We start from the raw sequence: 17,117 nt of genomic DNA, 5'->3' as shown, positions 1-17,117 counted from the left end.
GCTGTTTTACGCGTATGACAGGATACGGAGGACGGTTGTGGCGCACGTCTTCGGTGAACGCACTCTGGCCACACTGGAGCGTCTTCTGAGCCTGCTGTCGGCCTTTGAGGTCGTGGTATGGATGACGGATGGCTGGCCGCTGTATGAATCACGCCTGAAGGGAAAGCTGCACGTTATCAGCAAGCGTTACACTCAGCGCATTGAGCGACATAATCTGAATCTGAGACAACATCTGGCAAGGCTGGGACGGAAGTCACTGTCGTTCTCAAAATCGGTGGAGCTGCATGACAAGGTCATCGGGCATTATCTGAACATAAAACACTATCAGTAAGTTGGAGTCATTACCAATTATTTCTTGCAGTAATTATAAAAGCCGAAAACAGAACTCAAAAACAATCTGGCTAAATAAAAGTAACAAAATTTGCTTTAAGGAAGAATTTTCTATGTACACACAGACCCTGTATGAGTTAAGTCAGGAGGCTGAACGCCTGTTACAGCTTTCTCGCCAACAGTTGCAGTTACTGGAAAAAATGCCTCTCTCTGTACCCGGAGACGATGCGGCACAACTGGCTTTACCCTGGAGTCAGCCTAATATCGCCGAACGTTACGCGATGCTGAATAATGAGTTGCGTAAAATTTCCCGACTGGAAATGGTGCTGGCGATTGTCGGTACTATGAAAGCAGGGAAATCAACCACCATTAATGCCATTGTTGGTACGGAGGTTCTGCCTAATCGTAATCGCCCAATGACTGCGCTGCCGACGCTTATTCGCCATACGCCCGGGCAAAAGGAACCGGTACTGCATTTTTCACATGTCGCGCCAATCGATTGTTTAATTCAACAATTACAACAGCGCCTGCGTGATTGCGATATTAAGCATCTGACCGATGTGCTGGAAATAGATAAAGATATGCGTGCGCTTATGCAGCGGATCGAAAATGGCGTCGCTTTCGAAAAATATTATCTGGGTGCCCAGCCTATTTTTCATTGTCTGAAAAGTTTGAATGATTTAGTGCGACTGGCGAAGGCGCTGGACGTCGATTTTCCTTTTTCTGCTTACGCCGCCATTGAGCATATTCCCGTGATTGAAGTGGAGTTTGTCCATCTGGCGGGGCTGGAAAGTTATCCCGGTCAGTTGACGTTACTGGATACCCCCGGGCCAAATGAAGCCGGGCAACCGCATCTGCAAAAAATGCTTAACCAGCAGCTGGCACGCGCCTCGGCGGTACTGGCGGTGCTGGATTATACGCAACTGAAATCGATCTCCGATGAAGAGGTCCGTGAGGCGATTTTGGCGGTGGGGCAATCGGTGCCGCTGTATGTGCTGGTCAATAAGTTCGATCAACAGGATCGTAACAGTGACGACGCCGACCAGGTGCGGGCACTGATTTCCGGGACGCTGATGAAAGGCTGTATTACGCCACAGCAGATATTTCCGGTGTCGTCGATGTGGGGCTACCTGGCGAATCGGGCGCGCTATGAGTTAGCCAACAACGGTAAGTTACCAGCGCCAGAGCAACAACGCTGGGTGGAAGATTTTGCCCATGCCGCGCTCGGCAGGCGCTGGCGTCATGCCGATCTGGCGGACCTCGAACATATTCGTCATGCTGCCGATCAGTTGTGGGAAGATTCGCTGTTCGCCCAGCCAATTCAGGCGTTGCTTCATGCCGCTTACGCTAACGCCTCATTGTATGCTCTGCGATCTGCTGCGCATAAACTGTTGAATTACGCGCAGCAGGCGCGGGAATACCTGGATTTTCGTGCGCACGGGTTAAACGTCGCTTGTGAACAATTGCGGCAAAATATCCATCAGGTCGAAGAAAGTTTGCAGCTATTGCAACTCAATCAGGCGCAGGTGAGCGGCGAGATTAAACATGAAATCGAGCTGGCCCTGACCTCCGCCAACCACTTTCTGCGTCAACAGCAAGATGCGCTGAATGCGCAGTTAGCCGCCTTGTTTCAGGATGATTCGGAGCCGTTAAGCGAGATTCGTACCTGCTGTGAGACACTGTTACAGACGGCGCAGAACACCATCAGTCGCGACTTTACGCTGCGTTTTGCCGAGCTTGAATCCACCCTTTGCCGGGTGTTAACCGATGTTATTCGGCCCATTGAGCAACAAGTCAAAATGGAATTGAGCGAGTCAGGGTTTCGTCCTGGGTTTCATTTTCCTGTTTTTCACGGAGTAGTTCCCCACGTCAACACTCGCCAGCTGTTCAGTGAAGTCATTTCGCACCAGGAGGCAACGGACGAGCAGAGCACGCGTTTAGGCGTTGTGCGTGAGACTTTTTCGCGCTGGTTGAATCAGCCCGACTGGGGACGGGGAAATGAGAAATCCCCGACAGAAACGGTTGATTACAGTGTGTTGCAACGAGCATTAAGCGCAGAAGTCGATCTTTATTGCCAACAAATGGCTAAAGTTCTGGCAGAGCAGGTCGATGAATCTGTTACGGCAGGCATGAATACTTTTTTCGCTGAGTTCGCTTCATGTTTGACGGAATTACAGACGCGTTTACGCGAAAGCCTGGCTCTGCGTCAACAAAATGAATCGGTGGTCAGGCTGATGCAGCAGCAATTGCAGCAGACTGTGATGACTCACGGCTGGATTTACACCGACGCCCAGCTGTTACGCGATGATATTCAAACACTTTTCACGGCAGAACGATATTGACCAAGACGTTACTGGACGGCCCCGGTCGCGTGCTGGAGTCGGTTTATCCCCGCTTTTTAGTGGATCTGGCGCAGGGCGATGATGCCCGCCTTCCACAAGCCCATCAGCAGCAGTTTCGTGAACGACTGATGCAGGAACTTCTTTCGCGTGTGCAGCTTCAGACATGGACGAACGGCGGCATGTTAAATGCGCCGCTTAGCCTGCGACTGACAATGGTGGAAAAACTGGCGTCGATGCTGGATCCCGGTCATCTGGCGCTGACGCAGATCGCGCAGCATCTGGCGCTGCTGCAAAAAATGGATCACCGCCAGCACTCTGCTTTCCCGGAGCTCCCCCAGCAAATTGCCGCCTTGTATGAGTGGTTTTCAGCCCGTTGTCGCTGGAAGGAAAAGGCGTTAACGCAACGAGGCCAGGCCTACTGGTGCAGGCAGGTGATCAGAGCGAGCAAATTTTTACCCGCTGGCGTGCTGGGGCGTATAACGCCTGGTCGTTGCCTGGGCGCTGTTTTATCGTTCTCGAAGAGTTGCGTTGGGGGGCATTTGGCGATGCCTGTCGTCTGGGAAGCCCGCAAGCGGTGGCGTTGCTGCTGGGTGATTTGCGCGTGAAAGCGACACAACATCTGGCAGAGAGTATCAATGCGGCCCCGACCACGCGTCACTATTACCATCAGTGGTTTGCCTCTTCGACCGTTCCGACGGGCGGGGATCATGCTGATTTTTTAAGTTGGCTGGGAAAGTGGACCACGGCAGATAAACAACCCGTTTGCTGGTCAGTGACCCAACGTTGGCAAACTGTCGCGCTGGGGATGCCACGACTCTGTTCAGCGCAGCGTTTGGTGGGGGCAATGGTCGAGGAAATCTTCTCTGTAAATTTGGCGTAAATAATCAGTTACATCAATGAGTCCTAAACGAAATCCATGTGTGAAGTTGATCACAAATTTAAATACTGGTAGGGTAAAAAGGTCATTAACTGCCCAATTCAGGCGTCAACTGGTTTGATTGTACATTCCTTAACCGGAGGGTGTAAGCAAACCCGCTACGCTTGTTACAGAGATTGCATCCTGCAATTCCCGCTCCCCTTTTGCGGCCGTCGCGCTGATTTTTCTGGCGTTTGCGGAAATGGGCCAACTCTGCGAGGAAAGCTATGCTGAAAAGGAAAAAAGTAAAACCGATTACCCTTCGTGATGTCACCATTATTAATGACAGTAAACTGCGTAAAGCCATTACCGCAGCATCACTGGGTAATGCAATGGAATGGTTCGATTTTGGTGTTTATGGTTTTGTTGCTTACGCATTAGGTAAAGTTTTTTTCCCGGGGGCTGACCCCAGCGTGCAGATGGTTGCTGCACTTGCCACTTTCTCCGTTCCCTTTCTGATTCGACCGCTTGGCGGACTCTTCTTTGGTATGTTGGGCGATAAATATGGTCGCCAGAAGATCCTCGCTATCACTATTGTGATTATGTCGATCAGTACGTTCTGTATTGGCTTAATACCGTCCTACGACACGATTGGTATTTGGGCACCGATTCTGCTGTTGATCTGTAAGATGGCACAAGGTTTCTCGGTCGGCGGTGAATATACCGGGGCGTCGATATTTGTTGCGGAATACTCCCCTGACCGTAAACGTGGCTTTATGGGCAGCTGGCTGGACTTCGGTTCTATTGCCGGGTTTGTGCTGGGTGCGGGCGTGGTGGTGTTAATTTCGACCATTGTCGGCGAAGCGAACTTCCTCGACTGGGGCTGGCGTATTCCGTTCTTTATTGCTCTGCCGTTAGGGATTATCGGGCTTTACCTGCGCCATGCGCTGGAAGAAACTCCGGCGTTCCAGCAGCATGTTGATAAACTGGAACAGGGCGACCGCGAAGGTTTGCAGGATGGCCCGAAAGTCTCGTTTAAAGAGATTGCCACTAAATACTGGCGCAGCCTGTTGACATGTATTGGTCTGGTAATTGCCACCAACGTGACTTACTACATGTTGCTGACCTATATGCCGAGTTATTTGTCGCATAACCTGCATTACTCCGAAGACCACGGGGTGCTGATTATTATCGCCATTATGATCGGTATGCTGTTTGTCCAGCCGGTGATGGGCTTGCTGAGTGACCGTTTTGGCCGTCGTCCGTTTGTGCTACTTGGTAGTGTTGCCCTGTTTGTGTTGGCGATCCCGGCGTTTATTCTGATTAACAGTAACGTCATCGGCCTGATTTTTGCCGGGTTACTGATGCTGGCGGTGATCCTTAACTGCTTTACGGGCGTTATGGCTTCTACCTTGCCAGCGATGTTCCCGACGCATATCCGTTACAGCGCGCTGGCGGCGGCATTTAATATTTCGGTGCTGGTTGCCGGTCTGACGCCAACACTGGCGGCCTGGCTGGTCGAAAGCTCGCAGAATCTGATGATGCCTGCCTATTACCTGATGGTAGTGGCGGTGATTGGTTTAATCACCGGCGTAACCATGAAAGAGACGGCAAATCGTCCGTTGAAAGGTGCGACACCGGCGGCGTCAGATATACAGGAAGCGAAGGAAATTCTCGTCGAGCATTACGATAATATCGAGCAGAAAATCGATAATATTGACCACGAGATTGCCGATTTGCAGGCGAAACGTACCCGCCTGGTGCAGCAACATCCGCGAATTGATGAATAAGCTGAAACGGATGGCCTGATGTGACGCTGTCTTATCAGGCCAATTGAACTCTTAAGGTTCACTTAATCTCTGACGCGCATACTCTCCTCCAGGTTAACGGAGGAGAGTGCAATGAAAAACCGTGTTTATATGAAAGTTTAACTACCGTGTTCAGCGTGCTGGTGGTCAGCAGCTTTCTTTATATCTGGTTTGCCACGTTCTGATCTTTCTTCAGCCGTACCCAGGCCCGCGTGCCGGAAGTCTCTTGCCGGTTTTGCAGGAAAAACTGCCCGTGATGCAACTGTGTAATGCGGCTGACAATACTTAACCCCAGACCAATCCCGCCATAACGGCTGTCCATACGTACAAACGCTTTACTCAACTCCCCGCATTTACTCTCATCAATACCTGGTCCTTCATCTTCAACTGCCATGACCGCTCCGCCATCTTCTTGCAGCTTAATCATAATGTTGCTGCCTTGCGGGCTGTAACGATGGGCGTTTTCTACCAGGTTTCGCAATAACATCCGCAGCAGGGTTGCATCACCCTGAACGGTGATGTCGGCGGCGCTCTCTGGCAATAGCAGGGTTTGCTGTCGCTGGTCGAGCATGGTACTGAGTTCGTCATACGAGGGGAGAATGACATCTTCCAGCAGTTTTACATGTTGATAATTACCGGAAGAAAATGACTGTCCGGCACGCGCCAGTTGCAGCAGCTGGGAGACGCTCTCCATCATCTGATCAAGCCGTGCCACTAACGGTGCTACATCAATGTGATGCGTTTTCGCCAGCAGTTCCAGATGCAAACGCACCCCCGCCAGTGGCGTTCGCAGTTCGTGCGCGACGTCAGCGGTAAACAACCTTTCGTTATCCAGCGTGCTGGTCAGGCGACTGACCAGATCGTTCAACGCCGAAACCACCGCTTCGATTTCGAGGGTGGCGCTGTGAATGGCAATGGGCGTTAAGTTGTCGGCAGTGCGCGCTTCCAGCTCTTTTTGCAGCTCCGCCAGCGGGCGGGTGATGCGGCGTACCGCCTGATAGCAGATAAATAGCGTCAGGCTGACCATAAAGACGCCGGGGACAATCAGGCTGGCGACCGCCTCGCGGATCTCACGCATGATGTGGCGATCGTTGTTGCGATTGTCGCGTAGCGCCTGCTCAAACAGCTGAATCTGCTCGGTACTTTCATGCCATAGCCAGAAGACGCTGATCAGCTCAAACACCAACAAAATGGCCCCGATAGTCAATATCAGCCGTTGGCGCAGCGATATTGGTCGGCGCAGAAAACGCATCAGATTCAATTAGTTTTCCTCATTCGCGACCAGCATATAGCCAAAGCCGCGCACGGTGCGGATACGGGATTTGCCCACTTTGTCGCGCAGATTGTGGATATGCACTTCCAGGGTGTTGGTCGAGGGTTCATTGTCCCAGTTATAGATGTCGTTGTAGAGAATTTCCCGATGTACCGGACTGCCTGCTTTGAGCATTAACCGTGACAGCAGAGCATATTCTTTGGGCGTCAGAATCAACTCTTCACCGCCCATCCATACCTGACGGCGACCCATATTCAGCGTCAGATTGCCAACAATCAGCTCACTTTCGCCCTGATTATTATGGCGTCGTAGCAGGGCGCGGATACGGGCGTGTAACTCTTCCAGCGCAAAAGGCTTCACCAGATAGTCATCGGCACCGACATCCAGCCCGGCGATTTTGTCGGTCAGCGTATCGCGAGCGGTGAGGATCAGTACCGGCAGGGTATATTTTTTCTGCCGGATACGGGCGAGAAAATGCAGTCCATCTTCGTCGGGTAACCCTAAATCCAGTACCACCAGGCTGTAATGACCGGCTTCAAGGCTTTGTTCCGCCATCCGCGCGGTTGTCACGCCATCGCACGCGTAGCCTTCGGTTTGCGCCGCCAGAATCAGTCCCTGCAATAACAGCGTATCGTCTTCAACAATCAGAATTTTCATTTACTCACTCTCCTGCAAGTTTGCAGAATATCATCCGCAGCCTGGTAATACTTCGTCTCAACGCCAGTTAATCCCAATAGCGTGGAGAATAAATTGTCTTGTGAATAGTGTTGCGTTTGCGCCTGTTTTTGCAGGCAGTTCTGGTCAACCTGATACCGTTTTTGATAATCCTCCGACAGCCACAGCAGCATCGGCACCTGTTTTTGGCTATCCGGGGCGATGGCATAAGGCAGACCGTGCAGATAGATGCCATTTTCACCTAACGATTCACCGTGGTCAGAAAGATAAACCAGGCTGGTGGTAAATTTATCCTGATGTTCTTTCAGCAGATTAATCGCTTTATCAACAATATAGTCGACGTAAACCAGCGTGTTGTCGTAAGTGTTCACCAGTTGCTCTTTGGTACAGGTCTGGATCTCATTGGTGTCGCAGGTTGGGGTAAATTTCCTGAACTGCGGCGGATAGCGGTTGTAATAGGTCGGACCGTGGCTGCCGATGGTGTGTAAGACAATCACGCCATCACCCTGCAGGTTATTGATGTACTCTTCCAGCCCGTGGAACAGCACTTCGTCATAGCATTCGCCGTTGATGCACTGACCAGGCAGATTCAGCGCGGTGACGTTCTGGTGAGGCACGCGGTCGCAGGCACCTTTACAGCCGCCATCGTTGTCATTCCACAGCACGTTGATGCCCGCTCGCTGAATGATATCCAGCACGCCTTCCTGGTGCTGTGCCAGCTCTTCTTTGTAATGCTCACGCGGCATATCCGAGAACATGCACGGTACTGAAACTGCCGTTGCCGTGCCGCAAGATACGGTATTAGGGAAATAGACCACGTTATCTTTCGCCAGCCGCGGGTTAGTTTCACGCGGGTAGCCGTTGAGGGAGAAGTTCTCCGCCCGCGAGGTTTCGCCGACAATCAGGATGGTCAAATTTTTACGTTTTTCGTTCTGCATTAACGGGTTGCGGTGGGCGTCTTCACCAATTCGCACCAGCGGTAGATTTGCCAGTCGCTGATGGGAGTACCATGACCAGCTGGCAACAATGCTGTTAGAGGGGCTTAAGGATTTCACCAGCTCTTTGTTATTGCGGAACAACGAGGCGTAGTCTTTATAAAACAGTGCGGCGACCAGCAAAATCAGTAGTACAGAAACCAGAATATTGGCTCCACGGAAAAGAACACTGCGCAGACGCGAGGTGGCAGGTTTGATTTTTATCCAGCAGGCAATCAGCGCAGCAAGCACGCCGCTGAATCCCAGCGTTAATAACATTTGCGGTGTCATCAGCGCATAACTTTCTGCCGGAGTGGTATCAATAATATTGGCAATCATCGAGCGGTCGATGACGATGCCGTAAGTCATTATGAAATATTGTGCAGCCGCGCCAACCAGAATAAACAGGCAGGCCAGTGGTCGATTAAGCCATAAGAAAGAGCTTAGTGTCAGGACAATATTAATCACGCTGAAAGCGACGACCGGCATCGACAAGAAAACCAGTACGTTATGCAGCGAATCCAGCGGCAGCGCCTGCAACACCTGTTTAAAAAAGGCAATATTCAGGCAGATAGAGATATAAAAAGCGGCCAACAATAGCCAGGCGAGTAAATTCAAAGAGGGTCTTTTTAGTAGGCGCTTCAACATCACGGTGTTTCCATCGAACAAAGTGCGCATATGCTCGCAAAGCAAAATTAAGCCAACCTTAAGTTCTTAAGGTTGGCTTTTATGTTTGCTGGATTAAGGGGAATTAATCTTTGCTTATTGGTGCATCTAAGGGATACGGGTTTTTATGTAGCCGGTTGTAATTCAGCGCATACATGGCGGTGATGACCATCAGGGTGACAAATGACCACATAACCTCTTTCGCTCCGGACCCCACCACGGCCCAGATGCAGTAGAGGAAGGCAATGGTAGTAACTGCCAGATATGCCGGGCGTGCTTTACCAAAGTGACCGTGTCCGAGCAGCAGTAACGCCGCACAGGTGTAAAGATATGGCACCAGTGTAAAGATGACCGAGACGGAAGAAACCAGACCGAACTCTTTGGTCGCGTTTGGTGAAATGCTGCTGAGCTGGAAGATGGTCATCAAAATACCGACGATAATCAGCCCCGCCACTGGCGTACCCGCTTTATTTACACGGGCAAAAATCGGTGGGAACAGTCCGTCATCGGCAGCGGCTTTCGCCGTTTGACCCGCCAGCAACGTCCAGCCGCCCAGTGAACCTAAGCAACCCGCAGCTGCGCAGAAGGAAACAATGGCCCCGGGGGTGTCACCCAACGCCATCCGTGCGGCATCACCGAATGGCGAAGCAGAAACGCGCAGTGCGGCATTAGGGATCATCCCCATAATCGCGGTGGTAGAAAGTACATAGCAAACGGCGGCAATCAATACCCCACCAATGGTGGCGATAGGGACATTGCGTTTCGGGTTTTTCACCACACCTGCGGCAACGGAGGCACTTTCCACACCGATGAACGACCACAGCGTAACGTTAAGGGTACTTTGAATTGCACCGAAGGTACCCAGGCCGCTGACGTTCCATGCCGCCATATAGGTTTCACCACGGAACCAGAACCAGCCAAATACGGCAATCCCGACGATGGGGATCAGCGCCAGCACGGTGGCAACTGCCTGCACACGGGTGATCATTTTCGGACCAACAATGTTCAGCAGGACGAAGATCCACAGCACCACGACGCAGGTGATGGTTAATACCAATGGATCTTTCAGAATCGGGAAGAAGTAACTTAAATATCCTACGCCAATGACCACCATGGCGATATTGCCGATCCAGCAGGCCAGCCAGTAGAGGACGTTGGTTTGATAACCGAGAAACGGGCCAAAGCAGCGGCGGGCGTAAGCGTAAGAACCACCAGGACTTGGGTCGAGGAACGACATTTTGGCGTATACCATCGAGAGCCCCAGTGCACCGATAATCGTCACCAACCATCCATAAATGGCAATCCCGCCAGTGGAGGCCAGGTTTGCAGGTAACAGAAAAACACCTGACCCCATAATATTCCCCGACACCATCAGGGTGACGGGGATTAAGCCCACTTTGTGAGCATCAGCATCCGAAGACATAATTAAACTCCTGCGAAGGCGAGCTTCGTGACAATAAATTACGTCATATCATACGCCTGCATTCGATAGTTGAATTATTATCGACCGGGTTATCGCTGATGCCGTTATTAATATAGCTCTTCGTTAAGGTTAAAAATCAGGCGACAGTGCGTTCTCTGTGCTGACTAACATAATGCAGCGGCGTCATACCGTAGAAGTCTTTAAAGACAGAAATAAAGTACGACGTACTGTTGTAGCCGCAGGACTGTGATACCTGAGAGATATTTTTACCGTCCATCATTAATTCATTTACGGCATAACGCATGCGGCAGGTGGTGATTATTTGGCTATAACTGGTGTTTTCGCTTTTCAGCTTTTTCTTTAACAGACTTGGGCTAAGACATAAACAACTGGCTACCATACTAAGATTCCAGTCTTTGTGAATATCGCTTTCAATAATTTGATAAACGCTGTCACTTACACAATTACGTAACATATACATCATTAATGAAAGGAATTTTTTACTGTCGAGAAAACGGGATAGCACCGTGAATAATAATGCGCGTGTTCGTTCCTTTTCTGACTCAGTTTCTGCGGGCATCATGCTGTGTTGCGCGGCAACGCGAAAGACGTCTGGCGTCAGGCATGGCAGGGTGAGTATGGGCGTAGCGCTACGTTGCCATACTGGTATTTGCGAGAGATCTTTATTCAGAAACCGGAGGTAATCTTTGATGATGTCGTGACTAATATGAGCAACCAAAGTGTTGTTAAGAGAGGAGACGTCGATAATATTATTTTCACAATTTAATAACGCCATATGGTTAGCTTTAAGGCTAATAGGTTCTTTCCCATTCACCCTTATCCAGACATCTTTTTCAGTCAATAAAACAATACAAGGTTGGTCGCTGCAAATCCTCATACATGTACTCCTGAGTGCGAATAAAAGACCAGTTCTCGCTAAAGCAAAGCGATACCGGGAAATGGTTATATAATTGTATGACGAATATAAACATGCATAAAAATAACGAGTTTTACTAATATTACAAATTTTTATAGTAATTTCTCATGTACATATTTTTTTACAGGGTAAATAACAGGCAAAAAAAAGCGCGGGGTGGGGCCGCGCAAAAAGTATGACATTTTTGTTTGCAGCAATTTTTATGAAAACGTTGCCATACTCAAAAGGCCTAAGGCCAGGCGGCGTAATGTTATTTAAACAATTACGCCTTCAGCGGAATAGTGGTTACGCTTTCACACACATAGCGTGGTAAATACCGTCAATAATTTCAGTCCCTTCAGTTTCGTGTTCAAATCCAGGGAAATGGTGGTCCCAGGATTGCAGCGAGCGTAAATAACTTACTTGCGGACTGTTTTTATCGCCGAAGTTTTCACCAGACAGCAGCATCGGGATTCCTGGCGGATATGGGATAACTGAGTTTGCCGCGATGCGTCCTGGCAGATTTTCAATGGATACCAGTTCGACATTGTTGTCGACAATCGCGTTGTACGCTTCACGCGGGGTGATTTCCGCCACCGGCAGGCCGGAATAGGCTTCGTTCAACCGTGCGCCAGGGTTGTTTTCTTTCAGCCAGGCAAACATGGTGTCACCCAGATCGTGAATCCCCATGTTCGCGTAAGTGTCAGGATATTGTTCAACAAGTTCCGGCATCACCTGCGCCAGCGGTGTGTTGGCGTCATAGTGGCGTTTGAAGGAGCAAAGGGTGTTAACCAGAGTCCCCCATTTCCCACGGGTTACGCCCATAGAGAACAGGAACATAATTTGGAAGTCAGTGGTGCGGGTAGGCACAATGCCGTGGCGACCAAGCCAGGCAGTGACCAGCGCCGCCGGAACACCGGTTTCTTCCAGTTCACCATCTTCACCCATTCCCGGAGCAAGGATGCTGACTTTAATCGGGTCGAGCATACTCCAGTTATCCGGAATATCTTTGAAGCCGTGCCAGCTTTCGCCCGGATGCATTACCCAGTAGTCCTGAACGGTGGTCAGCAGTTTGGTTGGTGCGTCAGCAAAGTCATAGGTTTTGCCGGTTTGTGGGTCGGTGACGACTTCTTTGTTCCACGGTTTGAAGAACCAGCTACCGTCAGCGGTGAACTCTTTATACAGCCGCGCCATCGCCTGACGGAAATCAACCGCTTCGTCGATCACTTCCTGCGTCAGTGACAGGCCGCTGTTGCCGTCCATCATCGACACCGCCACGTCGTTGGATGCGCAGATGGCATACAGCGGGGAGGTGGTGGCATGCATCATGTAGGCCTGGTTGAAGCGGGAGAAGTTAATCGCCCCACGACCTTCACGTACATGAATATAAGAAGCCTGTGAAAGCGCATTCAGCAGTTTGTGGGTGGAGTGGGTGGCGAAAACGGTAGGACCGTTGTGATCGCCAGGTTCGCCGCGCATGGCATAGTGATCGGCATAGATCGGGTTGAAACGTGCATAGCCGTACCAGGCTTCGTCAAAGTGCAGACGATCGGAGGTTTTTTCCAGCAGATCCTGCGCTTCTTTAGCGTTATAACACACGCCGTCATAGGTGCAGTTGGTCACCACGCAGTAAGACGGTTTTTGCCCGGCTTTGTCTTTAGTCAGCGGGCTTTCACTGATTTTCTTCTGCAAGGTTTCAGGTTGCATTTCCTGCGGATAGATTGGCCCGATAATGCCGTAGCGGTTGCGGCTTGGCACCATGTAGACCGGTTTCGCGCCTGTCAGCATCAAGCCTTGTTCGATGGATTTATGGCAGTTACGGTCAACGACCACGACATCGTTATCGGTCATGCAAGCCTGCATGATGGTGCGGTTAGAGCCGGAAGTACCGACGACTACCGACCAGGAGCGATCGGCACCAAATACGCGTGCGGCATATTTTTCGCTTTCGCCAAATGCGCCAGTATGGTCAAGCAAAGAACCGAGGGAAGTTCGTTCGATGCCCATATCTGTGCGGAACAGATTTTCTCCATAGTAGTCATGGTAGAAACGTCCGGCGGGTGTTTTGGTAAAACCAACGCCGCCCTGGTGGCCTGGCGCTGCCCAGGAATATTCATGGATGTCGCTATACTTCATCAGCGCGCTGAACAGTGGCGGCAACAGCTGCTGGCGGTAGCGGGTCATCGCGGCAACGGCGCGTCCGGCGATAAAGTCGGTGGTATCTTCCAGAATCCAGGCGAATTCATCGACAAGCTCCAGCAGGTCGCGATCCATTGCGGCGAGGGCTTTTTCCCGATCGCCCAACAGGAAGACCGGCACGTTTTGTTGGCGCTCATGAAGCTTACCGATCAATTGTCTGACGTTTTGATGTTCGTCCGGATGTTCCATTTGATAGCTGAACATCAGGCAGTCAATGGCTTCGTTTGAAGAGAGAATGGCAAAACCATCATCAAAGGAGGTGGATTTAATCACGGTAACATTTTGCTGGCTTAAAGCATCTGCCAGACGCTCAACGGCGTTACCGACCCAGGTGTCTTGATGGAGAAACTCGCTTTCAACAATTAATACTTTCATCATTGCTTACCCGGTTATGAAGGAATCTTCGTTGCGGGCAAGTATCTTCCGGCCTTTTCGGGCTGTAAAGCGCGTGAAAAACAAACATTTTTGAAATATTTATTTTTATAAACAATGCGTTATGTGATTATTTTAAATTATTTTCACTGCTTGTTATCGACGGCTAAACTATTTTTTTGGCTGATACTGATATCGTCTTTAGCCGGGAAACGTCTGGCGGCGCTGTTGGCTAAGTTTGCGGTATTGTTGCGGCGACATGCCGACATATTTGCCGAACGTGCTGTAAAAACGACTACTTGAACGAAAGCCTGCCGTCAGGGCAATATCGAGAATACTTTTATCGGTATCGCTCAGTAACGCGCGAACGTGGTTGATGCGCATCGCGGTAATGTACTGTTTCATCGTCAATTGCATGACCCGCTGGAATATCCCCATTGCATAGTTGGCGTTAAGTTTGACGTGCTCAGCCACATCGTTGATGGTCAGCGCCTGATCATAGTTTTCGGCAATAAAGCCCAGCATCTGGCTAACATAAAATTGCGCATGGCGCGAGACGCTGTTTTTGTGTGTGCGCGAGGTTTTATTGACCAGAATCGGTTCCCAGCCAGAGAGGCTAAATCGCTTGAGCATCAGGCCAATTTCATCAATGGCGAGCTGGCGAATTTGCTCGTTCGGACTGTTTAATTCCTGCTGCCAGCGGCGCACTTCAAACGGGCTAAGTTGCTGTGTGGCCAGTGATTTGATCATCATGCCGTGAGTGACGTGGTTAATCAGGTCTTTATCCAGCGGCCAGGAGAGAAACAGATGCATCGGCAGATTAAAAATCGCCATGCTCTGACAGGTTCCGGTATCTGTTAGTTGGTGCGGTGTACAGGCCCAGAACAGCGTGATATGACCCTGATTGATATTCACTTTTTCATTGTTAATCAGGTATTCCACATCGCCATCGAAAGGCACATTCACTTCGACCTGACCATGCCAGTGGCTGGTGGGCATGATATGCGGTGCGCGAAACTCAATCTCCATCCGCTGGTATTCCGAATACAGCGACAGCGGGCTGCGGGTCTGTTTTTCGTCGCTGCTGCACATAAACGTATCTGTATTCATGGATGGCTCTCTTTCCTGGAATATCAGAATTATGGCAGGAGTGAGGGAGGATGACTGCGAGTGGGAGCACGGTTTTCACCCTCTTCCCAGAGAGGCGAGGGGAGCGTCCGAGCATCATGAGGCCGAAAACTCTGCTTTTCAGGTAACTTATTACCATAAACTCAGATTTACTGCTGCTTCACGCAGGATCTGAGTTTATGGGAATGCTCAACCTGGAAGCCGGAGGTTTTCTGCAGATTCGCCTGCCATGATGAAGTTATTCAAGCAAGCCAGGAGATCTGCATGATGACTGCACCCAAAATTACATTTATCGGCGCTGGTTCGACGATTTTCGTTAAAAATATTCTTGGTGATGTGTTCCATCGAGAGGCGCTGAAAACGGCGCATATTGCCCTGATGGACATTGATCCCACCCGCCTGGAAGAGTCGCATATTGTGGTGCGTAAGCTGATGGATTCAGCAGGGGCCAGCGGCAAAATCACCTGCCACACCCAACAGAAAGAAGCCTTACAGGATGCCGATTTTGTCGTGGTGGCATTTCAGATTGGCGGTTATGAACCTTGCACGGTGACTGATTTCGAGGTCTGTAAGCGGCATGGTCTGGAACAAACCATTGCCGATACGTTGGGGCCGGGCGGTATTATGCGCGCGCTACGTACCATTCCGCATCTGTGGCAAATTTGCGAGGACATGACGGAAGTCTGCCCCGATGCCACATTGCTCAACTACGTTAACCCAATGGCGATGAATACCTGGGCGATGTATGCCCGCTATCCGCATATCAAACAGGTAGGGCTGTGCCATTCGGTGCAGGGAACGGCGGAAGAGCTGGCGCGTGACCTCAATATCGATCCGTCCACGCTGCGTTACCGTTGCGCTGGTATCAACCATATGGCGTTTTACCTGGAACTGGAGCGTAAAACCGCCGACGGCAGTTACGTGAATCTCTACCCGGAACTGCTGGCGGCTTATGAAGCAGGGCAGGCACCGAAGCCACATATTCATGGTAATACTCGCTGCCAGAATATTGTGCGCTACGAAATGTTCAAAAAGCTGGGCTACTTCGTCACGGAATCGTCAGAACATTTTGCCGAATATACGCCGTGGTTTATTAAGCCAGGTCGTGAGGATTTGATTGAGCGTTATAAAGTACCGCTGGATGAGTACCCGAAACGCTGCGTCGAGCAGCTGGCGAACTGGCATAAAGAGCTGGAGGAGTATAAAAACGCCTCCCGGATTGATATTAAACCGTCACGGGAATATGCCAGCACAATCATGAACGCTATCTGGACTGGCGAGTCGAGTGTGATTTACGGCAACGTCCGTAACGATGGTTTGATTGATAACCTGCCACAAGGATGTTGCGTGGAAGTAGCCTGTCTGGTTGATGCTAATGGCATTCAGCCGACCAAAGTCGGTACGCTACCTTCGCATCTGGCCGCCCTGATGCAAACCAACATCAACGTACAGACGCTGCTGACCGAAGCTATTCTTACGGAAAATCGCGACCGTGTTTACCACGCCGCGATGATGGACCCGCATACTGCCGCCGTGCTGGGCATTGACGAAATATATGCTCTTGTTGACGACCTGATTGCCGCCCACGGCGACTGGCTGCCAGGCTGGTTGCACCGTTAAAACGCGACTAAACGCTACTGCGCCGGGGGATTTATTCCGGCGCACACCTCTGACGATACCAATAACAGAAGGCGGGCGTTGGTAACAGCGACCCGATACCCTATGAGCATTTCAATGACTACAAAACTCAGTTATGGATTTGGAGCGTTCGGGAAGGATTTTGCGATCGGCATTGTGTATATGTACCTCATGTATTACTACACCGATGTCGTTGGGCTGTCTGTGGGTTTGGTCGGTACTTTGTTTCTGGTGGCGAGGATCTGGGATGCTATTAACGATCCGATTATGGGATTGAAGTGGTCAACAAAAACTGGCCACCGAGTTAGAGTTTTTCCAGTATCGATTTTCCGATTCGTTTGGGGGTAACCCACCGTTATATTCGTGCGGTCTTAGTGCGCTGTAATATCCAACGATATAGTCCGTTATGGCGTGAGCTGCCTCGCTGAAGCTTACGTAACCCACCACCGGCATCCATTCGTTCTTCAGACTCCTGAAGAAGCGTTCCATTGGGCTGTTATCCCAGCAGTTTCCGCGC

General features: G+C 50.5%; 12 protein-coding genes and 3 pseudogenes. 7 read left to right on the top strand and 8 right to left on the bottom strand.

Annotated features, from left to right (window positions below):
• From BHE85_RS24835 to pmrR, 5 genes and pseudogenes are all read left to right on the top strand, one after another.
• A pseudogene (locus BHE85_RS24835) lies at positions 1-331 on the top strand (IS1-like element IS1X2 family transposase); the annotation flags it as partial.
• A gap of 112 nt (positions 332-443) precedes the next feature.
• Positions 444-2,672, top strand: coding sequence for a clamp-binding protein CrfC (crfC, locus tag BHE85_RS24830; RefSeq protein ID WP_039064348.1), 2,229 nt, complete (start codon positions 444-446; stop codon positions 2,670-2,672).
• A pseudogene (locus BHE85_RS24825) lies at positions 2,669-3,552 on the top strand (YjcZ-like family protein). The gene crfC and the pseudogene BHE85_RS24825 overlap by 4 nt, the downstream one beginning before the upstream one ends.
• A 263-nt stretch (positions 3,553-3,815) precedes the next feature.
• The gene (gene proP, locus BHE85_RS24820; protein WP_000919721.1) at positions 3,816-5,318 is read left to right on the top strand and encodes a glycine betaine/L-proline transporter ProP; all 1,503 of its coding nucleotides are present in this window, start codon (positions 3,816-3,818) and stop codon (positions 5,316-5,318) included.
• Positions 5,319-5,464: 146 nt separating this feature from the next.
• A complete protein-coding gene (gene pmrR / locus BHE85_RS28290; protein WP_308418042.1) occupies positions 5,465-5,521 on the top strand; it encodes an LpxT activity modulator PmrR in 57 nt (18 codons plus the stop codon).
• Here pmrR and pmrB read toward each other — a convergent pair.
• From pmrB to melR, 7 genes are all read right to left on the bottom strand, one after another.
• Positions 5,497-6,597: a two-component system sensor histidine kinase PmrB gene (gene pmrB / locus BHE85_RS24810; RefSeq protein ID WP_001052137.1), complete on the bottom strand. Its 1,101-nt coding sequence runs from the start codon at positions 6,595-6,597 to the stop codon at positions 5,497-5,499. The genes pmrR and pmrB overlap by 25 nt on opposite strands.
• Positions 6,598-7,266, bottom strand: a complete 669-nt coding sequence (basR, locus tag BHE85_RS24805) for a two-component system response regulator BasR (protein WP_000697917.1) — start codon at positions 7,264-7,266, stop codon at positions 6,598-6,600.
• Positions 7,263-8,906, bottom strand: a complete 1,644-nt coding sequence (eptA, locus tag BHE85_RS24800; protein ID WP_024258069.1) for a phosphoethanolamine transferase EptA — start codon at positions 8,904-8,906, stop codon at positions 7,263-7,265. Before eptA ends, basR begins: the two co-directional genes overlap by 4 nt.
• A gap of 103 nt (positions 8,907-9,009) precedes the next feature.
• Positions 9,010-10,347: an arginine/agmatine antiporter gene (gene adiC, locus BHE85_RS24795; protein ID WP_000093164.1), complete on the bottom strand. Its 1,338-nt coding sequence runs from the start codon at positions 10,345-10,347 to the stop codon at positions 9,010-9,012.
• A gap of 136 nt (positions 10,348-10,483) precedes the next feature.
• On the bottom strand, positions 10,484-11,245 hold the full coding sequence (gene adiY, locus BHE85_RS24790) for a DNA-binding transcriptional activator AdiY (protein WP_001217059.1): 762 nt from the start codon (positions 11,243-11,245) through the stop codon (positions 10,484-10,486).
• Between the two features lie 324 nt (positions 11,246-11,569).
• On the bottom strand, positions 11,570-13,837 hold the full coding sequence (gene adiA, locus BHE85_RS24785; RefSeq protein WP_004988235.1) for an arginine decarboxylase: 2,268 nt from the start codon (positions 13,835-13,837) through the stop codon (positions 11,570-11,572).
• A 198-nt stretch (positions 13,838-14,035) separates the two neighbouring features.
• Entirely contained in the window at positions 14,036-14,944 is a 909-nt protein-coding gene (melR, locus tag BHE85_RS24780; RefSeq protein WP_001090754.1) for a transcriptional regulator MelR, read from the bottom strand.
• A gap of 282 nt (positions 14,945-15,226) precedes the next feature.
• Here melR and melA point away from each other — a divergent pair, with 282 nt between their 5' ends.
• Entirely contained in the window at positions 15,227-16,582 is a 1,356-nt protein-coding gene (melA, locus tag BHE85_RS24775) for an alpha-galactosidase (RefSeq protein ID WP_000988023.1), read from the top strand.
• 102 nt (positions 16,583-16,684) lie between these two features.
• Positions 16,685-16,873 (top strand): annotated as a pseudogene (locus BHE85_RS24770) (MFS transporter); the annotation flags it as partial.
• Positions 16,874-16,882: 9 nt separating this feature from the next.
• Here BHE85_RS24770 and BHE85_RS24765 read toward each other — a convergent pair.
• Positions 16,883-17,117: integrase core domain-containing protein (locus BHE85_RS24765; RefSeq protein WP_146627965.1), on the bottom strand; the 235-nt coding region annotated here is incomplete at its 5' end.

Origin of the sequence: Shigella sp. FC1567 (genome assembly GCF_001743015.1) — a bacterium.
Lineage (GTDB): Bacteria > Pseudomonadota > Gammaproteobacteria > Enterobacterales > Enterobacteriaceae > Escherichia > Escherichia coli.
This window is presented reverse-complemented; position numbering and strand designations above follow the sequence as displayed.